Genomic DNA, 14,435 nt, shown 5'->3' with positions numbered 1-14,435 from the left:
CGGCATAAATTGCACCCATCAATCGATCTAACCGACGTAGCATGTGTCCATTCCCTTACCGAGATGGAGCGCATGCCATGACTGATCCACGTCGCATTCTCAGCATTCAGCCAGGCCAGCCCGCGTCCGATGGCGCCGGCGTGCGCCTCAACCGGGTGATCGGCGGGCCAGGCCTGGAACGCTTCGATCCGTTTCTGATGCTCGACGAGTTCTCCAGCAACGACCCCGACGACTACATCGCCGGCTTCCCGCCTCACCCGCACCGCGGCTTCGAGACCATCACCTACATGCTCGAAGGACGCATGCGGCACGAGGACCACCTGGGCAACGTCGGCTTGCTCGGCAGCGGCGGCGTGCAGTGGATGACCGCAGCACGCGGCATCATCCACAGCGAGATGCCCGAGCAGGAGTCCGGCGCCATGCGCGGCTTCCAGCTGTGGCTCAACCTGCCGGCCAAGGACAAGCTGGGCGAAGCGGGCTATCGCGACATACCGGCGCAGCAGATCCCGCGCCTGACCACCTCGGCCGGCGTGGAGGTGGTGGTGATCGCCGGGCAGTTCGATGACGGTGAAATCAGCCAGGCCGGCGCAGTGCAGCGTCCGCACACCGAGCCGCAGCTGTTCGATCTGCACCTGCCGCCCGGCAGCCGGATCGCGCCGCGCCTGGCCGACGGTCAGCGGGTCATGCTCTACGTCTACGAGGGCCTGCTCGAACTGCCCGAGGCCAGCAAGCAGGCGGTCAGCGCCGGGCACCTGGTGCGCCTGACGGATGAGGGGCAACTGCAACTGGCCAGCGCCCAGGGCGCACGCGTGCTGCTGATCGCCGGCACGCCGCTGCGCGAACCCATCGTGCAATACGGGCCGTTCGTGATGAACAGCCGCGAGGAAATCGAGCAGGCCCTGCGCGACTTCCGTGACGGCGCGCTGGCCTGAGCCACAAAAGGCGGATCGGTTGTAGGGCGCACCATCAAACGACATGCAGCCGATGGTGCGCGCGGGCCCCCTACCGCATAGCAATACTGCGGTTCAGGCAGGCTGCGCCACTTCGGCCAACCCGAGAAAACGGCAGAGGTCGGCCTTGCGCGCCATCGCGTCCTGATACCCCAGCTCGATCAGCTCGCTGCAGTAACCGGGCTCGAACAACAGGTAGCTGAGCACTCCGGCACCGCCCGCCTTGGTCGCGCCCGGGCCACGCAGGAACAGGCGCAACGCCTTGGGCAACTCGTGCTGATGGCGCGCGGCGATCTGATCCAGCGGCCGGCTTGGCGCAATCACCAGCACCTCCACCGGATTGAGACCCAGCCCGCGCGGACGGCGCTCCGGCGGCACCAGGGCACTCATCTGATTGAGGCGCTCGAGCAGCTCGATATCGGTTTCCAGGTTGTCGATGAAGGTACTGTTGAGCATGTGCCCGCCGATCTGCGCCAGGGTCGGCGGCCGCGTGCTGGACACGCGAGGCAGCGCGGCATTGGGCTCGAGCTGGGCATTGCCGCTGACCCCGATCACCAGCACGCGGCTGGCCCCCAGGTGCAGCGCCGGGCTGATCGGCGCCGCCTGGCGTACCGCCCCGTCGCCGAAGTACTCACGGTTGATCTTCACCGGCGGAAAGATCAGCGGAATCGACGCACTGGCCAGCAGATGCTCCAGCTGCAGGCGCGTCGGCACCCCGACACGACGATGACGGAACCAGGGATCGATGGTGGCGCGCCCCTGGTAGAAGGTCACCGCCTGGCCGCTCTCGTAGCCGAAGGCGGTCACCGCCACCGCGCGCAACTGCCGATGACGTACCGCGGCGGCGATACCCGAGAAGTCCAGCTCGCGCATCAGCAATTCGCGCAGCGGCGAACTGTCGAGCAGCGCTACCGGCAGTTCGCGGCCCAGGCCGAGCAGGCTGTGCCCGATGAAGCGCGTCGCCTGGCGTATCACCCCCGGCCAGTCGCTGCGATACACCATATGGGTATGGAAGCCTTGCCACACCGTGGTCAGACGGCGCACGGCCTCGCTGAAGTGCAGCGCGCCGCAGGCCAGACCAACGGCATTGATCGCGCCGGCCGAGGTGCCGACTATCACCGGAAAGGGATTGCGCGAGGAGTCCGGCAGCAGATCGCCGATGGCCGCCAGCACCCCGACCTGATAGGCCGCCCGCGCCCCGCCACCGGAAAGAATCAGCCCGGTGACAGGCTCATGAGGGTGGGCAACTGCAGTCATCGGGCCAATCCTGATTTTTTGTTGAGTATAGGCGCGCTACTTGCGCTTCCCGTACAGCTTCGGCTCACCCTCGGGGCGCGTCTTGAAGCGGCGGTGAGCCCACAGGTACTGCTCCGGGCAGGCGCTGACGACCTGCTCGATCCACTGGTTGATGCGCAGGCAATCGGCCTCTTCGCTCTCCCCCGGGAAGTCCGCCAGCGGCGGATGGATCACCAGCCGATAGCCGCTGCCATCGGCCAGACGCTGCTGGGTGAAGGGCACCACGCGCGCCTTGCCCAGACGAGCGAACTTGGTGGTGGCAGTGACGGTCGCGGCAGGAATGCCGAACAGGGGCACGAAGATGCTCTGCTTGCGCCCGTAGTCCTGATCCGGCGCGTACCAGATGGCTCGACCGGCGCGCAGCACCTTGAGCATGGCGCGAATGTCCTCGCGCTCGATGGCGGTGGCATCCAGATTGTGCCGCTCGCGCCCCCGACGCTGGATGAAGTCGAACAGCGGGTTCTTGTGCTCGCGGTACATGCCGTCGATGGTGTGCAACTGGCCGAGCAGCGCCGCGCCGATCTCCAGGGTGGTGAAGTGCACCGCCATGAGGATCACGCCCTGCCCTTCGGCCTGCGCCTGCTGCAGATGCTCGAGGCCCTCGACATGGGCCAGCTTTGCCAGGCGCGCCTTGGGCCACCACCAGCTCATGGCCATTTCGAAGAAGGCGATACCGGTGGAGGCGAAGTTCTCCCTGAGCAGGCGCTCGCGCTCGGCCGCGCTCTTGGCCGGGAAGCACAGCTCGAGATTGCGCGCCGCAATGCGCCGGCGCGAGCCGGCCGTGCGATACATCAGCCAGCCCAGCGCACGCCCCAGCTTGAGCTGCAGGCCGTAGGGCAACTGCACCACCAGCCACAACAGCCCGAAGCCGAGCCACAGCGGCCAGAAGCGCGGATGAAGGAAATAGGCGCGAAAGCGTGGGCGATCCATGAAAGGTTTCCGAGCACGAGCAAAGCCGCGCATTCTAACGCAGTTTTTCCGCCTGCTCGGAAGCGAGCGGACCCAGCTGGCAGGAGCAAGGTCATCGGCCAGGCGAAAACCGACCCGAAAACCGTTCGCCCGTTCATGATCGAGCGCCGCGAAGCACATGCCACAACGCCGGCTGCTTGCGGCATGCAGCTCGAATCGCTATAAGTCCGGGCATCTTCCGACTCGCCACAAGGCCCATCGCACCACCATGAGCCAAGCCGACCTCCTCGCCCAAGACCCCGTATTCCAGCTCAAGGGCAGCATGCTTGCCATCACCGTGATGGAACTGGCGCACAACGATCTCGACCGCCTCGACGCGCAACTGACCGAAAAGGTCGCCCAGGCCCCGGCCTTCTTCAGCAACACCCCGCTGGTGCTGGCGCTGGACAAGCTACCGGAAGGCGAAGGCGAGCTGAACCTGGCCGAACTGATGGCCGTGTGCCGTCGCCACGGTCTGCGCACCCTGGCCATCCGCGCCTCGCGCGAGGGCGACATTGCCGCCGCCGAAGCCATGGACCTGCCGGTGCTGCCGCCCTCCGGCGCCCGCGAACGCCTCCTCGACCCCGCGCCGAAGAAAGTCGAAGAGAAGCCGGCCGAGCCCGAGCACAAACCCAGCCGAATCGTCACCAGCCCGGTGCGCGGCGGCCAGCAGATCTACGCCCAGGGCGGCGACCTGATCGTCCTGGCCCCCGTCAGCGCCGGGGCGGAACTTCTCGCCGATGGCAACATCCATGTTTACGCGCCCATGCGTGGCCGCGCCCTGGCCGGCATCAAGGGCAATACCAAGGCGCGAATTTTCTGTCAGCAAATGGGCGCCGAAATGCTGTCGATCGCCGGCCATTACAAGGTCGCCGAAGATCTGCGCCGCGACCCGCTCTGGGGCGATGCGGTACACGTCAGCCTGTCGGGTGACGTGTTGAACATCACCCGCCTTTAACGGATACTTCCGCCACTTTTCAGGGACACAAAAAGGGCATCTGGAAGCCTTGAATGGCCTACGGATTCCCGCGTTTATCTTCATTTTTTGGGGTGAATCACCTTGGCCAAGATCCTCGTAGTCACTTCCGGCAAGGGTGGCGTCGGTAAAACCACCACCAGCGCTGCCATCGGTACCGGCCTCGCCCTGCGCGGCCACAAGACCGTCATCGTCGACTTCGACGTCGGCCTGCGTAACCTCGACCTGATCATGGGCTGCGAACGCCGCGTGGTGTACGACTTCGTCAACGTGGTCAACGGCGAAGCCACCCTGACCCAGGCCCTGATCAAGGACAAGCGCCTCGAGAACCTTTACGTGCTGGCCGCCAGCCAGACCCGTGACAAGGACGCGCTGACCCAGGAAGGCGTCGAGAAGGTCATCGCCGAGCTGTCGCAGAACTTCGAGTTCGTGGTCTGCGACTCCCCGGCCGGTATCGAGAAAGGTGCCCACCTGGCGATGTACTTCGCCGACGAGGCCATCGTCGTGACCAACCCGGAAGTTTCCTCGGTACGCGACTCCGACCGCATGCTCGGCCTGCTGGCGAGCAAATCGCGCCGCGCCGAGAAAGGCGAGGAGCCGATCAAGGAGCACCTGCTGCTGACCCGCTACAACCCCGAGCGTGTCACCAAGGGCGAAATGCTCGGCGTCGAAGACGTCGAGGAAATCCTCGCCATCCGCCTGCTCGGCGTGATCCCAGAATCCCAGGCCGTGCTCAAGGCTTCCAACCAGGGTATTCCGGTCATCCTCGATGACCAGAGCGACGCTGGTCAGGCCTACAGCGACGCAGTCGATCGCCTGCTTGGCAAGGACGTGCCGCACCGCTTCCTGGACGTGAAGAAGCAGGGCTTCCTGCAGCGCCTGTTTGGAGGTCGAGAATGAATATTTTTGACTTCTTGCGTTCGCGCAAGAAGGAAACCACAGCATCCATCGCCAAGGAACGCCTGCAGATCATCGTTGCCCACGAACGTGGCCAGCGCAGCCAGCCGGACTACCTGCCTGCCCTGCAGCAGGAGCTGGTCGAGGTGATCCGCAAGTACGTCAACATCGAATCGGACCAGGTACAGGTCGCCCTGGAAAACCAGGGCAGCTGTTCGATCCTGGAGTTGAACATTACCCTGCCGGATCGCTGATCGATTCCGGCCACGCGCACGGCGGCTTCGGCCGCCGTGCGCGTTTGTAGCTATTGCTTGTAGGAGCGAGCTCTGCTCGCGAATACCGGTAGCCTGCATTTTTCGCGAGCAGAGCTCGCTCCTACCAGACCGTTGCGAACGCTCATGCCGCTAAGCCAGATCGAAATTCTCCACCAGGACGCCGCCCTGCTGGTGATCAACAAGCCCACCCTGCTGCTGTCGGTGCCGGGTCGTGCCGACGACAACAAGGATTGCCTGGTTACCCGCCTGCAGGAAAACGGTTACCCCGAGGCGCGCATCGTCCATCGGCTGGACTGGGAAACCTCCGGCATCATCGTCCTGGCGCGCGATGCCGACAGCCACCGCGAGCTGTCGCGCCAGTTCCATGATCGCGAGACCGAGAAAGCCTATACCGCGCTGTGCTGGGGCCAGCCCGAGGCCGACAGCGGCAGCATCGACCTGCCGCTGCGCTACGACCCGCCAACCAAGCCGCGCCACGTGGTCGATCACGAACTGGGCAAGCATGCCCTGACCCACTGGCGCGTGCTCGAGCGCTGCGGCGACTGGTGCCGGGTCGAGCTCACCCCCATCACCGGGCGCTCGCACCAGCTGCGCGTGCATATGCTGTCCCTCGGCCATCCGCTGCTAGGCGACCGCCTCTACGCCCACGAACAAGCCCTGGCCGCCCATGAGCGGCTGTGCCTACACGCCAGCATGCTCGCCCTGACCCACCCGCAAAGCGGCGAACGCCTGCGCTTCGAGTGCCCGGCACCGTTCTGATCACTCCCGCCCCGCGCGGCAACCCGTAGGGTGCGCCGTGCGCACCGGCAAAGGCGGCGGGGCAATCTCAGCGCAAACGCGAAGCGGTGCGCGGCGCCCCGCAGATAGACGCCAACTATCGCCCCAAACACGTGCACGGCCGGCACAGCACGATGCAAATTGGTTAAACTCGCGCCATCGTTGCCCGGAGTCCCTATGCGCGAAGAACTGATCCAAGGCCTGCTCGATTTTCTCAACGCCTCGCCGACCCCCTTCCACGCCACCACCAGCCTGGCCATGCGCCTGGAAGCGGCCGGTTATCGCCATCTGGACGAGCGCGCGCCCTGGCACACCGAGGCCGGTGGCCGCTATTACGTGACCCGCAACGACTCCTCGATCATCGCCTTCAAGCTGGGCAAGCGCCCCGTGGTCGAGGGCGGCATTCGCCTGGTCGGCGCGCATACCGACAGCCCCTGCCTGCGCGTCAAACCCAGCCCGGAGCTGCAGCGCCAGGGCTATTTCCAGCTCGGCGTGGAAGTCTACGGCGGCGCCCTGCTCGCCCCCTGGTTTGATCGCGACTTGTCGCTGGCCGGCCGCGTGACCTATCGCCGCGACGGCAAGGTCGAGAGCCAGCTGATCGACTTCTACCAGCCCATCGCCGTGATTCCCAACCTGGCCATCCACCTCAACCGCGAGGCCAACATGGGCTGGGCAATCAACGCGCAGAACGAGTTGCCGCCGATTCTCGCCCAGCTCGCCAGCAGCGAGACTGCCGACTTCCGCGCCCTGCTCGCCGAGCAGTTGGCCATGGAGCACGATTTCAACCCCGATGCGGTGCTCGATTACGAGCTGAGCTTCTACGACACCCAGAGCGCGGCCATCGTCGGCCTCAACCAGGACTTCATCGCCAGTGCGCGCCTGGACAATCTGCTGTCCTGCTATGCCGGCCTGCAGGCGCTGATCGACTCCAGCGACGAGGAAACCTGCGTGCTGGTCTGCACCGACCACGAAGAAGTGGGCTCCTGCTCGGCCTGCGGCGCCGACGGCCCCTTCCTCGAGCAGGTGCTGCGCCGCGTGCTGCCGGAAGGCGACGACTTCGTCCGTAGCATCCAGCGCTCGCTACTGGTCTCGGCGGACAATGCCCACGGCGTGCACCCCAACTATGCCGACAAGCACGACGGCAACCATGGCCCCAAGCTCAACGCCGGCCCGGTGATCAAGATCAACAGCAACCAGCGCTACGCCACCAACAGCGAGACGGCCGGCTTCTTCCGCCACCTGTGCCTGGAGAACGAAGTGCCGGTGCAGAGCTTCGTGGTGCGCAGCGACATGGCCTGCGGCTCCACCATCGGCCCCATCACCGCCAGCCAGCTGGGCGTGCGTACCGTCGATATCGGCCTGCCCACCTTCGCCATGCACTCGATCCGCGAACTGGCCGGCAGCCATGACGTCGATCACCTGGTGAAAGTACTGACGGCCTTCTATTCCAGCCCTGAACTCCCTTGAGGTTCTGAGACGCGATGATCGAACATATCCGCAACAGCCTGCAGGAAGCCCAGCGTGCGCTGGAGGCCTTCCTCGCCAACGAACAGACCCTGGGCAATATCCAGAAGGCGGCCGAACTGCTGATCGCCAGCTTCGAGAACAAGGGCAAGGCGTTCTCCTGCGGCAACGGCGGCTCGATGTGCGATGCCATGCACTTCGCCGAGGAGCTGACCGGGCGCTACCGCAACAACCGCCCCGGCATCGCCGCGGTGTCGATCAGCGACCCCAGCCATATCAGCTGCGTGGCCAACGACTTCGGCTACGACTTCATCTTCTCGCGCTACATCGAGTCCCATGGCCGCGAAGGTGACGTGCTGATCGCCATCAGCACCAGCGGCAAGAGCCCCAACGTGGTCAAGGCCGCCGAAGCCGCCAAGGGGCTGGGAGTGAAGGTGATCGCCCTGACCGGCAAGCCCGGCTCGCTGCTGGAGAGCCTGGCCGACGTGTGCATCTGCGCCCCCGGCGGCGACTACGCCGACCGCGTGCAGGAGCTGCACATCAAGACGCTGCACATCCTCATCGAGCTGATCGAGCGCAAGCTGAGCCCGCAGAACTACGCCTGAGCGCAGACGCTAACGGTCGATCACCTGCCCGCGCATCGGCGCCAGGCGCGCCAGCAGGCGGTTCTGCGCCGGCGTCGGCACGCCCTCGGCCTCCATGGCGTCCTGCAGGTGCTCGACCAGGGCGTTGAAGTCGCTGGGGGTCAGGCGCATGCCCTTGTGGCTCTCCTCCATGCTGTCGCCGGTGTAGACGCAGGGGCCGCCGCTCTCGAAGCACAGCTGCTCGATCAGCTTCTCGCGCAGACGCTCGATGTCGATGTCGAGAAAGTGCCGGGCGATGCGCGGATCGCGCGCGGAGCCCAGCAGCATGCCTTCGACGATCCGCACGATACCGGGCTCCTCGCCCAGGGCGCGGTACAGGCCGTCGTCGCGCGGCGCCTGCTGCGCGCAGGCCGCCAGCAGCAGCGGCAGGCAGAGCATGGCCAGGCGCATGTTCAGAAACTCCCCTGCACGGACAGGTAGACACCGTCCTGGTTGTCCAGCGTGGCGATCTCGCCGAGTCGCGCGTAGGCCAGCACCACCGCCAGGTTCTTGTTGGGGAAGTAGCCGACGAACAGATCGGCCCAGTCGCTCTCGCCGGCAAAGCTCAGGTTGTCGGGTTTTTCCCGATACTCGATGCCCACTGCCCAGTGCCGATCCAGCAGCACCGCCACCGAGCCTTCCTTGAGCCAGGAATGGCGGTCGCGACGGTCGCCGCCGAAGCCCAGCAGGCCCAGTTCGTTGGCCCGGCTATAGCGCAGGTTGGCGTTGAGCAGCAGGTTGTAGCCGAAAGCACCGCCGAGAATCAGCCGGCTGGCCGCCAGGTAGCCTTCGCTGTCCTCGCGACGCTGCGCGCCGACCAGGCTGGGCACCAGGAAGTCGCGCTGACGCTTGTGCTGCAGGCCGAGGGAAATCTGCGGCAGGCGGTCGTAGATCAGGTCGCCGGCCAGGCGCAGCTTGAGGCCGAGCACGTCCTGGCTGAGGCTGTTGTCCGGCAGGCGCAGGTCGCGCGCCAGGGTGCCGAGGTCGAAGCGCTGGCGCGCGTAGGACAGCTCGATACGATTGCCGTAAGCCGCCGCCACGCCGGCCACGTCGAGGCGGTAGTCGCCGGTTTCGACACGGGTGGCGAACACGTCCGCGCCCCATTCGCCGCGCTCGCCGTAACCGGCCAGCACCGCCCAGGGCATGATCCCGCCGCCGGCGGCGCCCTCGAGGCTGGTGGCGCCGCCGGTGGCCAGCAAGCGGCCTTCGCCGGCGCTAGCCAGCCCGGCGTACAGGCACATTCCCAACAGACAGGCGAGTCGCATGCTTCAGTGCACCTTGGCCAGGGGGGGGCGATAGGGCTGTGCCAGCCAGGCCTCGAAGGCCTCGGCGGCCAGCGGCCGGCTGATCAGGTAGCCTTGTGCGGTATCGCAGTGCCAGCGCTGCAAAAGATTCAGGCCGGACGCCAGTTCGACGCCCTCGGCCACCACCTTCAGGCCCAGGCTGTGGCTCATTTCGATGGTGGAACGAACGATCACCGAGTCCTCGCTGTGGTCGTCCAGCTCGCGGATGAAACTCTGGTCGATCTTCAGCTCCTGCACCGGCATGCGCTTGAGTTGCGCCAGCGAGGAATAGCCGGTGCCGAAATCGTCCACCGACAAGCCGATGCCGTAGCCACGCAAGCCGTGCAGTACCTGCAACGCGCGCTCGGGATCGAGCATCACCCCGCTCTCGGTGATTTCGAAGATCAATTGCTCCGGCGCCACCCGGTAGCGTGCCAGCAGTGCGCCAACGCGCCCCGGCAGCTCGGCGTCGAGCAGGTCTGCGGTAGAGATGTTCAGCGACAGCTGTACCCAGATGCCGCGCCCGTCCCACTCCTGCAGCTGGCGCATGGCCTCCTCGATGACCCAGGCGGAAAGCAGCTGGATGCTGCCGGTGCGCTCGGCCAGCGGAATGAATTCGCCGGGCGAGACCATGCCCAGCTGCGGATGCTGCCAGCGCAGCAGCGCCTCGGCCTGGCGCACGAGGCCCTCGCGAATGTCCAGCTTGGGCTGGTAGTGCAACAGCAGCTGGCCCTGCGCGGCGGCGTGGCGCAGATCGCGGATCAGGCGAATCTGCCGCTGCTGGGCGGCGTCGCGGCCCTGCTGGTAGAGCTGCAGGCGCCCGGAATGCTGGGCCGCGTCCTGCATGGCGATGCGCGCACGGCGCAGCAGATCGTCCGGTGTGTCACCGTCGGCCGGGTAGGCGGCAATGCCGATGCGGCAGTCCAGGGCGATGTCCAGCGTGCCGATGCGCAGCGGCTTGAGCAGCAGCTGATGGAGACGGTCGGCGCTGGCCACTGCACTGCTGCCGTCGCACTGCTCCAGCAGCAGGAGGAACTCATCGCCCACCAGGCGCGCCAGGCTGTCGCCGGGGCGCAGGGTCGCCTGCAGACGCCGGGCCAGCTGTTGCAGGGCCAGGTCGCCGCCACCCTGGCCACAGCTCTCGTTGATCGCGGCGAAGTTGCCCACACCCAGATACAGCAGCGCCGTGGGCCGGCCGGCGGTGATCGCGCTGCCCAGCCGCTCCAGCGCCAGGGTGCGGTTGGGCAGGCCGGTCAGCGCGTCGTGCAGGGCGTTGTGCGCCAGCTGCCGCTCGCGCTCGGCGATGCCGCGCTGCATGTCGTTGACCGCCAGCGCCAGCAGGCCGAGCTCGTCGCTGCGGGCCAGGGCCACCGGCTGTTGATAGTCGCCACGGCCGATGCGCTGGGCGGCAGCGGCCAGTTCGCGCACCGGTCGCGACAGGCTGCGCGCCAGCAACAGCGCACCGATCAGCGAGGCGAGCATGGCCCCCAGGCTGATCAGCAGGATGCGCCGATCCAGCGGTGCGAACGCCGCCTCGGCCTCGCCGAGGGACTTGTGCAGCAGCGCCTCGACGCGATAGCCGGGGCCGCTGGCCAGTTGCAGGTGCTGGCCGAAGTAGTGCTCGCTGCCACCGTCGAGACGCTGCGGCATCGCGCCGGCGGCCTTCATCTGCGCTTGCAGCAGGGCCTGGGCGCTGGCCGGCAGGGTGCTGATCCACGTCGGCGCCGCACCGTCGCGACTGGCCACCAGGCTCAGCTCCAGGTGGGTCAGCTCACGCAGCTGCACGGCGAATTCGCGGTCCACGGCAAAGCCCATCAGCACCCGGGCGATCGGCAGCGGTGCGCTCACCGTGGCATCCACCAGCAGATAGATCTGCCTGCCGATGGGCAGCAGGAACAGCCGCGCCCCGTCGCGCCGCGGCCGCTGTAGCTGGCCGTCCATACGGGCCAGCGCCTCGGCGTCGATGTCCGGGTCGGTGCTCACCTGCAGGCTGCCGTCCAGCCCCAGCAGGAACACCGCGTCGGCGTTGATGCGCGCGCCCTGGTTGGCCAGTGCCGAGCGGATGGTCGGCGCATCGCCGCTGGCCACCGCCTCCTTGAAGCCGAAATCGGCCGCCAGTACCTGGGCGGCCTGCTGCAGCTGGTCGCTGCGCAGCGCCAGCAGCTGCTCGAAGACGAGACTGCCGACGTTCAGCTGCTCCTGCGCCTGGGCGCGTACTGCGGCATCGGTGGCTGCCTTCACCGCGACATAGAGGGCGCCGATCACCACCAGCAACAGCAGGATGAGGACGCCGCTGATGCGCGCCTGGAAGCTACTGCGCAGCATCTTCGGCGGCCTTCCTGAAAGCCTCGCCGAACGCGCTCGGCGCCGGCGGCGCGGGCGGCTCGGCAGGGCCGCTGCTGGCCAGGGTGAACCGCTGGCTCAGCGTCTGCACCTGCACCTGCAGCTCGCCGGCGGCCTGCGGCAACAACTGCGGATTGCCTGGGTGCCAGAGGGTCACGGCGTAGCGACCGGCCGGCAACCCGGCGATGGCCGCACGGCCGTTCTCGTCGCTGACGGCGAACCAGGGATCGTCGGTGACGTAGATATAGCCGAGCATCCAGTCATGGATATTGCAGCCCAGCACCACCAGCCCGGGCTTGTCGAACAGCACCGGCTCGCTCGGCGTGCCCTGGTACAGGCGCAGCTCGAAACGCTTGGCCGGCGAGAAGGAGTAGACCTGGTGGCGGATATCGTCGCTGTTGGGGAAGGACACCAGCGTGCCGGTACGCACCGCCAGCACATGGGGCTGGAACTGCTTGTCGCGCTGATCCATGAGCGCCGGCGGTGGCGCCTGGGATGCGTCCAGCGGGCCGTTCAGGCTGATCACCGCATCGGCCAGCGGCTGGCCGGCGGCGTCCAGCAGATCGGCATGCAGCGCCGCGGCATGCGCCAGGCCGGGCAGGACCAGGGCGGCGAACAGAACGAGGGGGAGCAGGCGGGAATTGCGACCAGTCATGCGCGAGCCTTGGCCCGAGCCGACGGCCGGGGCGTCCACAGGATTACATGCCATCTTGGCAACCGAGTTTTGGCGTACAGAATTGACAGCCTAGCTGGCCGGCGGCGAACCGGCCAGCAATCGCCCAGCCAGGGCCTTACTCGCTGCGCAAACGCTTGGGCGTGAGGCCGAGATAGCGGCGCATGGAGGTGGTCAATGCGCTCTGGCTGGAGAACCCGCACTCCTCGGCGATGCGCACCAGCGGCAGGGTGCTCTCGCGCAGCATGCGCGCGGCGCGGTCGAGGCGGGTCTTGAGCAGGTACTGGTGCGGGGTGAGGCCCACGCTGTCCTTGAACTGCGCATGGAAGTGGCTGGGGCTCAGGCACATCACCTGAGCCAGCTCGGCCACGCTGATGCGCCGCGCCAGGTGCTCGCCGATGTAGCTGTCCAGCCGCTGCAGATCCAGCGCTCCCTGCGGCTGGCGCCGCTGTTCGCCGAACAGACGCAGGTGCAGCGCCCGCAACAGCACGCCGCCGAGAGAGCGCGCCAGGATCGAGTCGCTGCCGTAGCGCTCCAGTTCGGCGCCGGCATAGCTGAGCAGGTGCTGGAAATCGGCGTCCAGCGCCGGGAATCGCGGGGTCTCGAACAGGCTGTGGAGCAGTTCCAGATCCTCGCTGGGGGTGTCCTGCTCGTCGAGATCGACGATCAGCATGCGGTTGTCGCCCATGCCGGCGAACTGGTGAGCGGCGTCGCCGGGCACCAGACAGGCGCGCATCCGGCAGACTTCGCCGCCGCGTCCGCCGACCTCGAATTCGGCGCGGCCGACCAGGGACATCACCAGTTGGTGATGATCGTGAGCATGTTCATGGGCCTGTTCATCCAGGCGAATCACACGGGCTTGCAGCATGGCGAAAGACTTGCGGCATGAAACAAGGGTTGCACTTTACTCCTTTACGGGAAAAAACGCCGCAACCCGCGACCAGCGGATGGGTTGCACCTTTTACATCGCTTGCACCAGATTGAGCCGACGAAGCGCTGCCTGCGCCATTTGCGGGCATCCGCCGCAACGCCCTGCACCGCCCGCCCCAGGCACGCCGGGCGCTCTCATCGCTGGCAGGGGAGTTGCTTGAACCAGCTACCGAAGACCTGGCCAAGTCAGCCAATGCAATGGAGCGCAGCCCATGAATCCCGAACTGTTCATCGCCCTGGGCCTGGGGGTCGCCCTGCTCACGCTCGGTCACTGCCTGAGCCAGCGCGCCGAGCGGCGCCACCAGCAGGCGCTGGGCAAGCTGGAGAACCGCACCCTGCAGCGCTGCCTGGAATTGCTCCAGGCGCTGCAGAAACACCGCGGCCTCGGCGCCCAGCAGGACCTCCACAGCGTCAGCCAGCGCAACGCCCTGGCTCGCCAACTCGACGAGCTCTGGCTGAACTGGCCCGGCACCAGCCTGCAATTGCCGCCACTGCAACAGCATTGGCCGCTGCTGCGCCGCAAACCCGCCGATTTCGAGGCGCACAGCCGCCTGATCGATGCCCTGCTGGAGGTCATCGAGCAGCTCGAGGATCGCCTGTACCAGCATCAGCATCCGGCCATTCGCGGCCTCGGCGAAGCCTGCCGCGCACTCGAGGACCTGGCCCGCCTGCGCGGGCTGGCGGTGCGCGCGGCGAACTATTCGCGCTGCCCGGCGGGTCTGCAGATGCAGATGCGCTTTCTCTGCGAGCGCCTCGACACCCAGAGCCCGGACCAGACGCTGCATGCGCTGCTCGAACGCCTGCGCCAGGAACTGATCGAGTCGCCCCAGGTGCGCCTGGCCCCCGCCGACTGCTTCGCCCTGCTCACGCCGCTGATCGACCAGCGCCTGCAGGGCATTCGCCTGACACTGGCCTGACCGCCGCGCACAGGCCGGGCGCAAAGGGAAGTCCTGGCGTTGAAAAATTCCGAGCACCGCCCCATGTAGCACTCAACATGCAA

Annotated in this window: 15 protein-coding genes; 8 read left to right on the top strand and 7 right to left on the bottom strand. The window is 66.9% G+C overall.

What is annotated here, in order from left to right; translation table 11 throughout:
• Positions 1-77 precede the first annotated feature (77 nt).
• Positions 78-932: a pirin family protein gene (locus tag L1F06_RS06235; protein WP_129483477.1), complete on the top strand. Its 855-nt coding sequence runs from the start codon at positions 78-80 to the stop codon at positions 930-932.
• 93 nt (positions 933-1,025) lie between these two features.
• On the opposite strand, the gene L1F06_RS06230 is transcribed toward L1F06_RS06235, so the two are convergent.
• Both L1F06_RS06230 and L1F06_RS06225 read right to left on the bottom strand, forming a co-directional pair.
• Positions 1,026-2,207, bottom strand: a complete 1,182-nt coding sequence (locus L1F06_RS06230) for a patatin-like phospholipase family protein (RefSeq protein ID WP_012017875.1) — start codon at positions 2,205-2,207, stop codon at positions 1,026-1,028.
• Positions 2,208-2,243: 36 nt separating this feature from the next.
• Positions 2,244-3,176 (bottom strand): lipid A biosynthesis lauroyl acyltransferase, encoded by a 933-nt coding sequence (locus L1F06_RS06225; protein ID WP_012017874.1) that lies wholly within the window; start codon positions 3,174-3,176, stop codon positions 2,244-2,246.
• Positions 3,177-3,423: 247 nt separating this feature from the next.
• Here L1F06_RS06225 and minC point away from each other — a divergent pair, with 247 nt between their 5' ends.
• The 6 genes from minC (at position 3,424) to lpcA (ending at position 8,188) form a co-directional block, all read left to right on the top strand.
• Positions 3,424-4,152: a septum site-determining protein MinC gene (minC, locus tag L1F06_RS06220; RefSeq protein ID WP_096827161.1), complete on the top strand. Its 729-nt coding sequence runs from the start codon at positions 3,424-3,426 to the stop codon at positions 4,150-4,152.
• Between the two features lie 102 nt (positions 4,153-4,254).
• On the top strand, positions 4,255-5,070 hold the full coding sequence (gene minD / locus L1F06_RS06215; RefSeq protein ID WP_003241594.1) for a septum site-determining protein MinD: 816 nt from the start codon (positions 4,255-4,257) through the stop codon (positions 5,068-5,070).
• Positions 5,067-5,321 (top strand): cell division topological specificity factor MinE, encoded by a 255-nt coding sequence (minE, locus tag L1F06_RS06210; RefSeq protein ID WP_003241592.1) that lies wholly within the window; start codon positions 5,067-5,069, stop codon positions 5,319-5,321. Before minD ends, minE begins: the two co-directional genes overlap by 4 nt.
• 144 nt (positions 5,322-5,465) lie before the next feature.
• On the top strand, positions 5,466-6,101 hold the full coding sequence (locus tag L1F06_RS06205; RefSeq protein WP_129483476.1) for an RluA family pseudouridine synthase: 636 nt from the start codon (positions 5,466-5,468) through the stop codon (positions 6,099-6,101).
• A gap of 195 nt (positions 6,102-6,296) precedes the next feature.
• Complete coding sequence (locus tag L1F06_RS06200) at positions 6,297-7,586, top strand: M18 family aminopeptidase (RefSeq protein WP_003241585.1); 1,290 nt, start codon at positions 6,297-6,299, stop codon at positions 7,584-7,586.
• Positions 7,587-7,600: 14 nt separating this feature from the next.
• Positions 7,601-8,188: a D-sedoheptulose 7-phosphate isomerase gene (gene lpcA, locus L1F06_RS06195; RefSeq protein ID WP_096827162.1), complete on the top strand. Its 588-nt coding sequence runs from the start codon at positions 7,601-7,603 to the stop codon at positions 8,186-8,188.
• 9 nt (positions 8,189-8,197) lie between these two features.
• Here lpcA and L1F06_RS06190 read toward each other — a convergent pair whose 3' ends face one another.
• The 5 genes from L1F06_RS06190 to L1F06_RS06170 all read right to left on the bottom strand — a co-directional run bounded on the left by L1F06_RS06190 (position 8,198) and on the right by L1F06_RS06170 (position 13,373).
• Positions 8,198-8,617, bottom strand: coding sequence for a group I truncated hemoglobin (locus tag L1F06_RS06190; RefSeq protein ID WP_003241582.1), 420 nt, complete (start codon positions 8,615-8,617; stop codon positions 8,198-8,200).
• Positions 8,618-8,619: 2 nt separating this feature from the next.
• Positions 8,620-9,471 carry a DUF3034 family protein gene (locus L1F06_RS06185; RefSeq protein WP_012017872.1) on the bottom strand — a complete coding sequence of 284 codons (852 nt, stop codon included), beginning with the start codon at positions 9,469-9,471 and terminating at the stop codon, positions 8,620-8,622.
• 3 nt (positions 9,472-9,474) lie between these two features.
• Positions 9,475-11,814, bottom strand: coding sequence for a putative bifunctional diguanylate cyclase/phosphodiesterase (locus tag L1F06_RS06180; RefSeq protein ID WP_129483475.1), 2,340 nt, complete (start codon positions 11,812-11,814; stop codon positions 9,475-9,477).
• Positions 11,801-12,487, bottom strand: a complete 687-nt coding sequence (locus L1F06_RS06175; RefSeq protein ID WP_177491233.1) for a methylamine utilization protein — start codon at positions 12,485-12,487, stop codon at positions 11,801-11,803. Before L1F06_RS06175 ends, L1F06_RS06180 begins: the two co-directional genes overlap by 14 nt.
• Positions 12,488-12,623: 136 nt before the next feature.
• Positions 12,624-13,373, bottom strand: a complete 750-nt coding sequence (locus L1F06_RS06170) for an AraC family transcriptional regulator (protein ID WP_012017869.1) — start codon at positions 13,371-13,373, stop codon at positions 12,624-12,626.
• A 274-nt stretch (positions 13,374-13,647) separates the two neighbouring features.
• Between L1F06_RS06170 and L1F06_RS06165 the strand changes: the two genes are divergently transcribed.
• Positions 13,648-14,352 (top strand): hypothetical protein, encoded by a 705-nt coding sequence (locus L1F06_RS06165; protein ID WP_003241572.1) that lies wholly within the window; start codon positions 13,648-13,650, stop codon positions 14,350-14,352.
• The last annotated feature ends 83 nt before the right edge of the window (positions 14,353-14,435 follow it).

Origin of the sequence: Pseudomonas hydrolytica (assembly GCF_021495345.1) — a bacterium.
In the GTDB taxonomy this organism is placed as follows: domain Bacteria; phylum Pseudomonadota; class Gammaproteobacteria; order Pseudomonadales; family Pseudomonadaceae; genus Aquipseudomonas; species Aquipseudomonas hydrolytica.
This window is presented reverse-complemented; position numbering and strand designations above follow the sequence as displayed.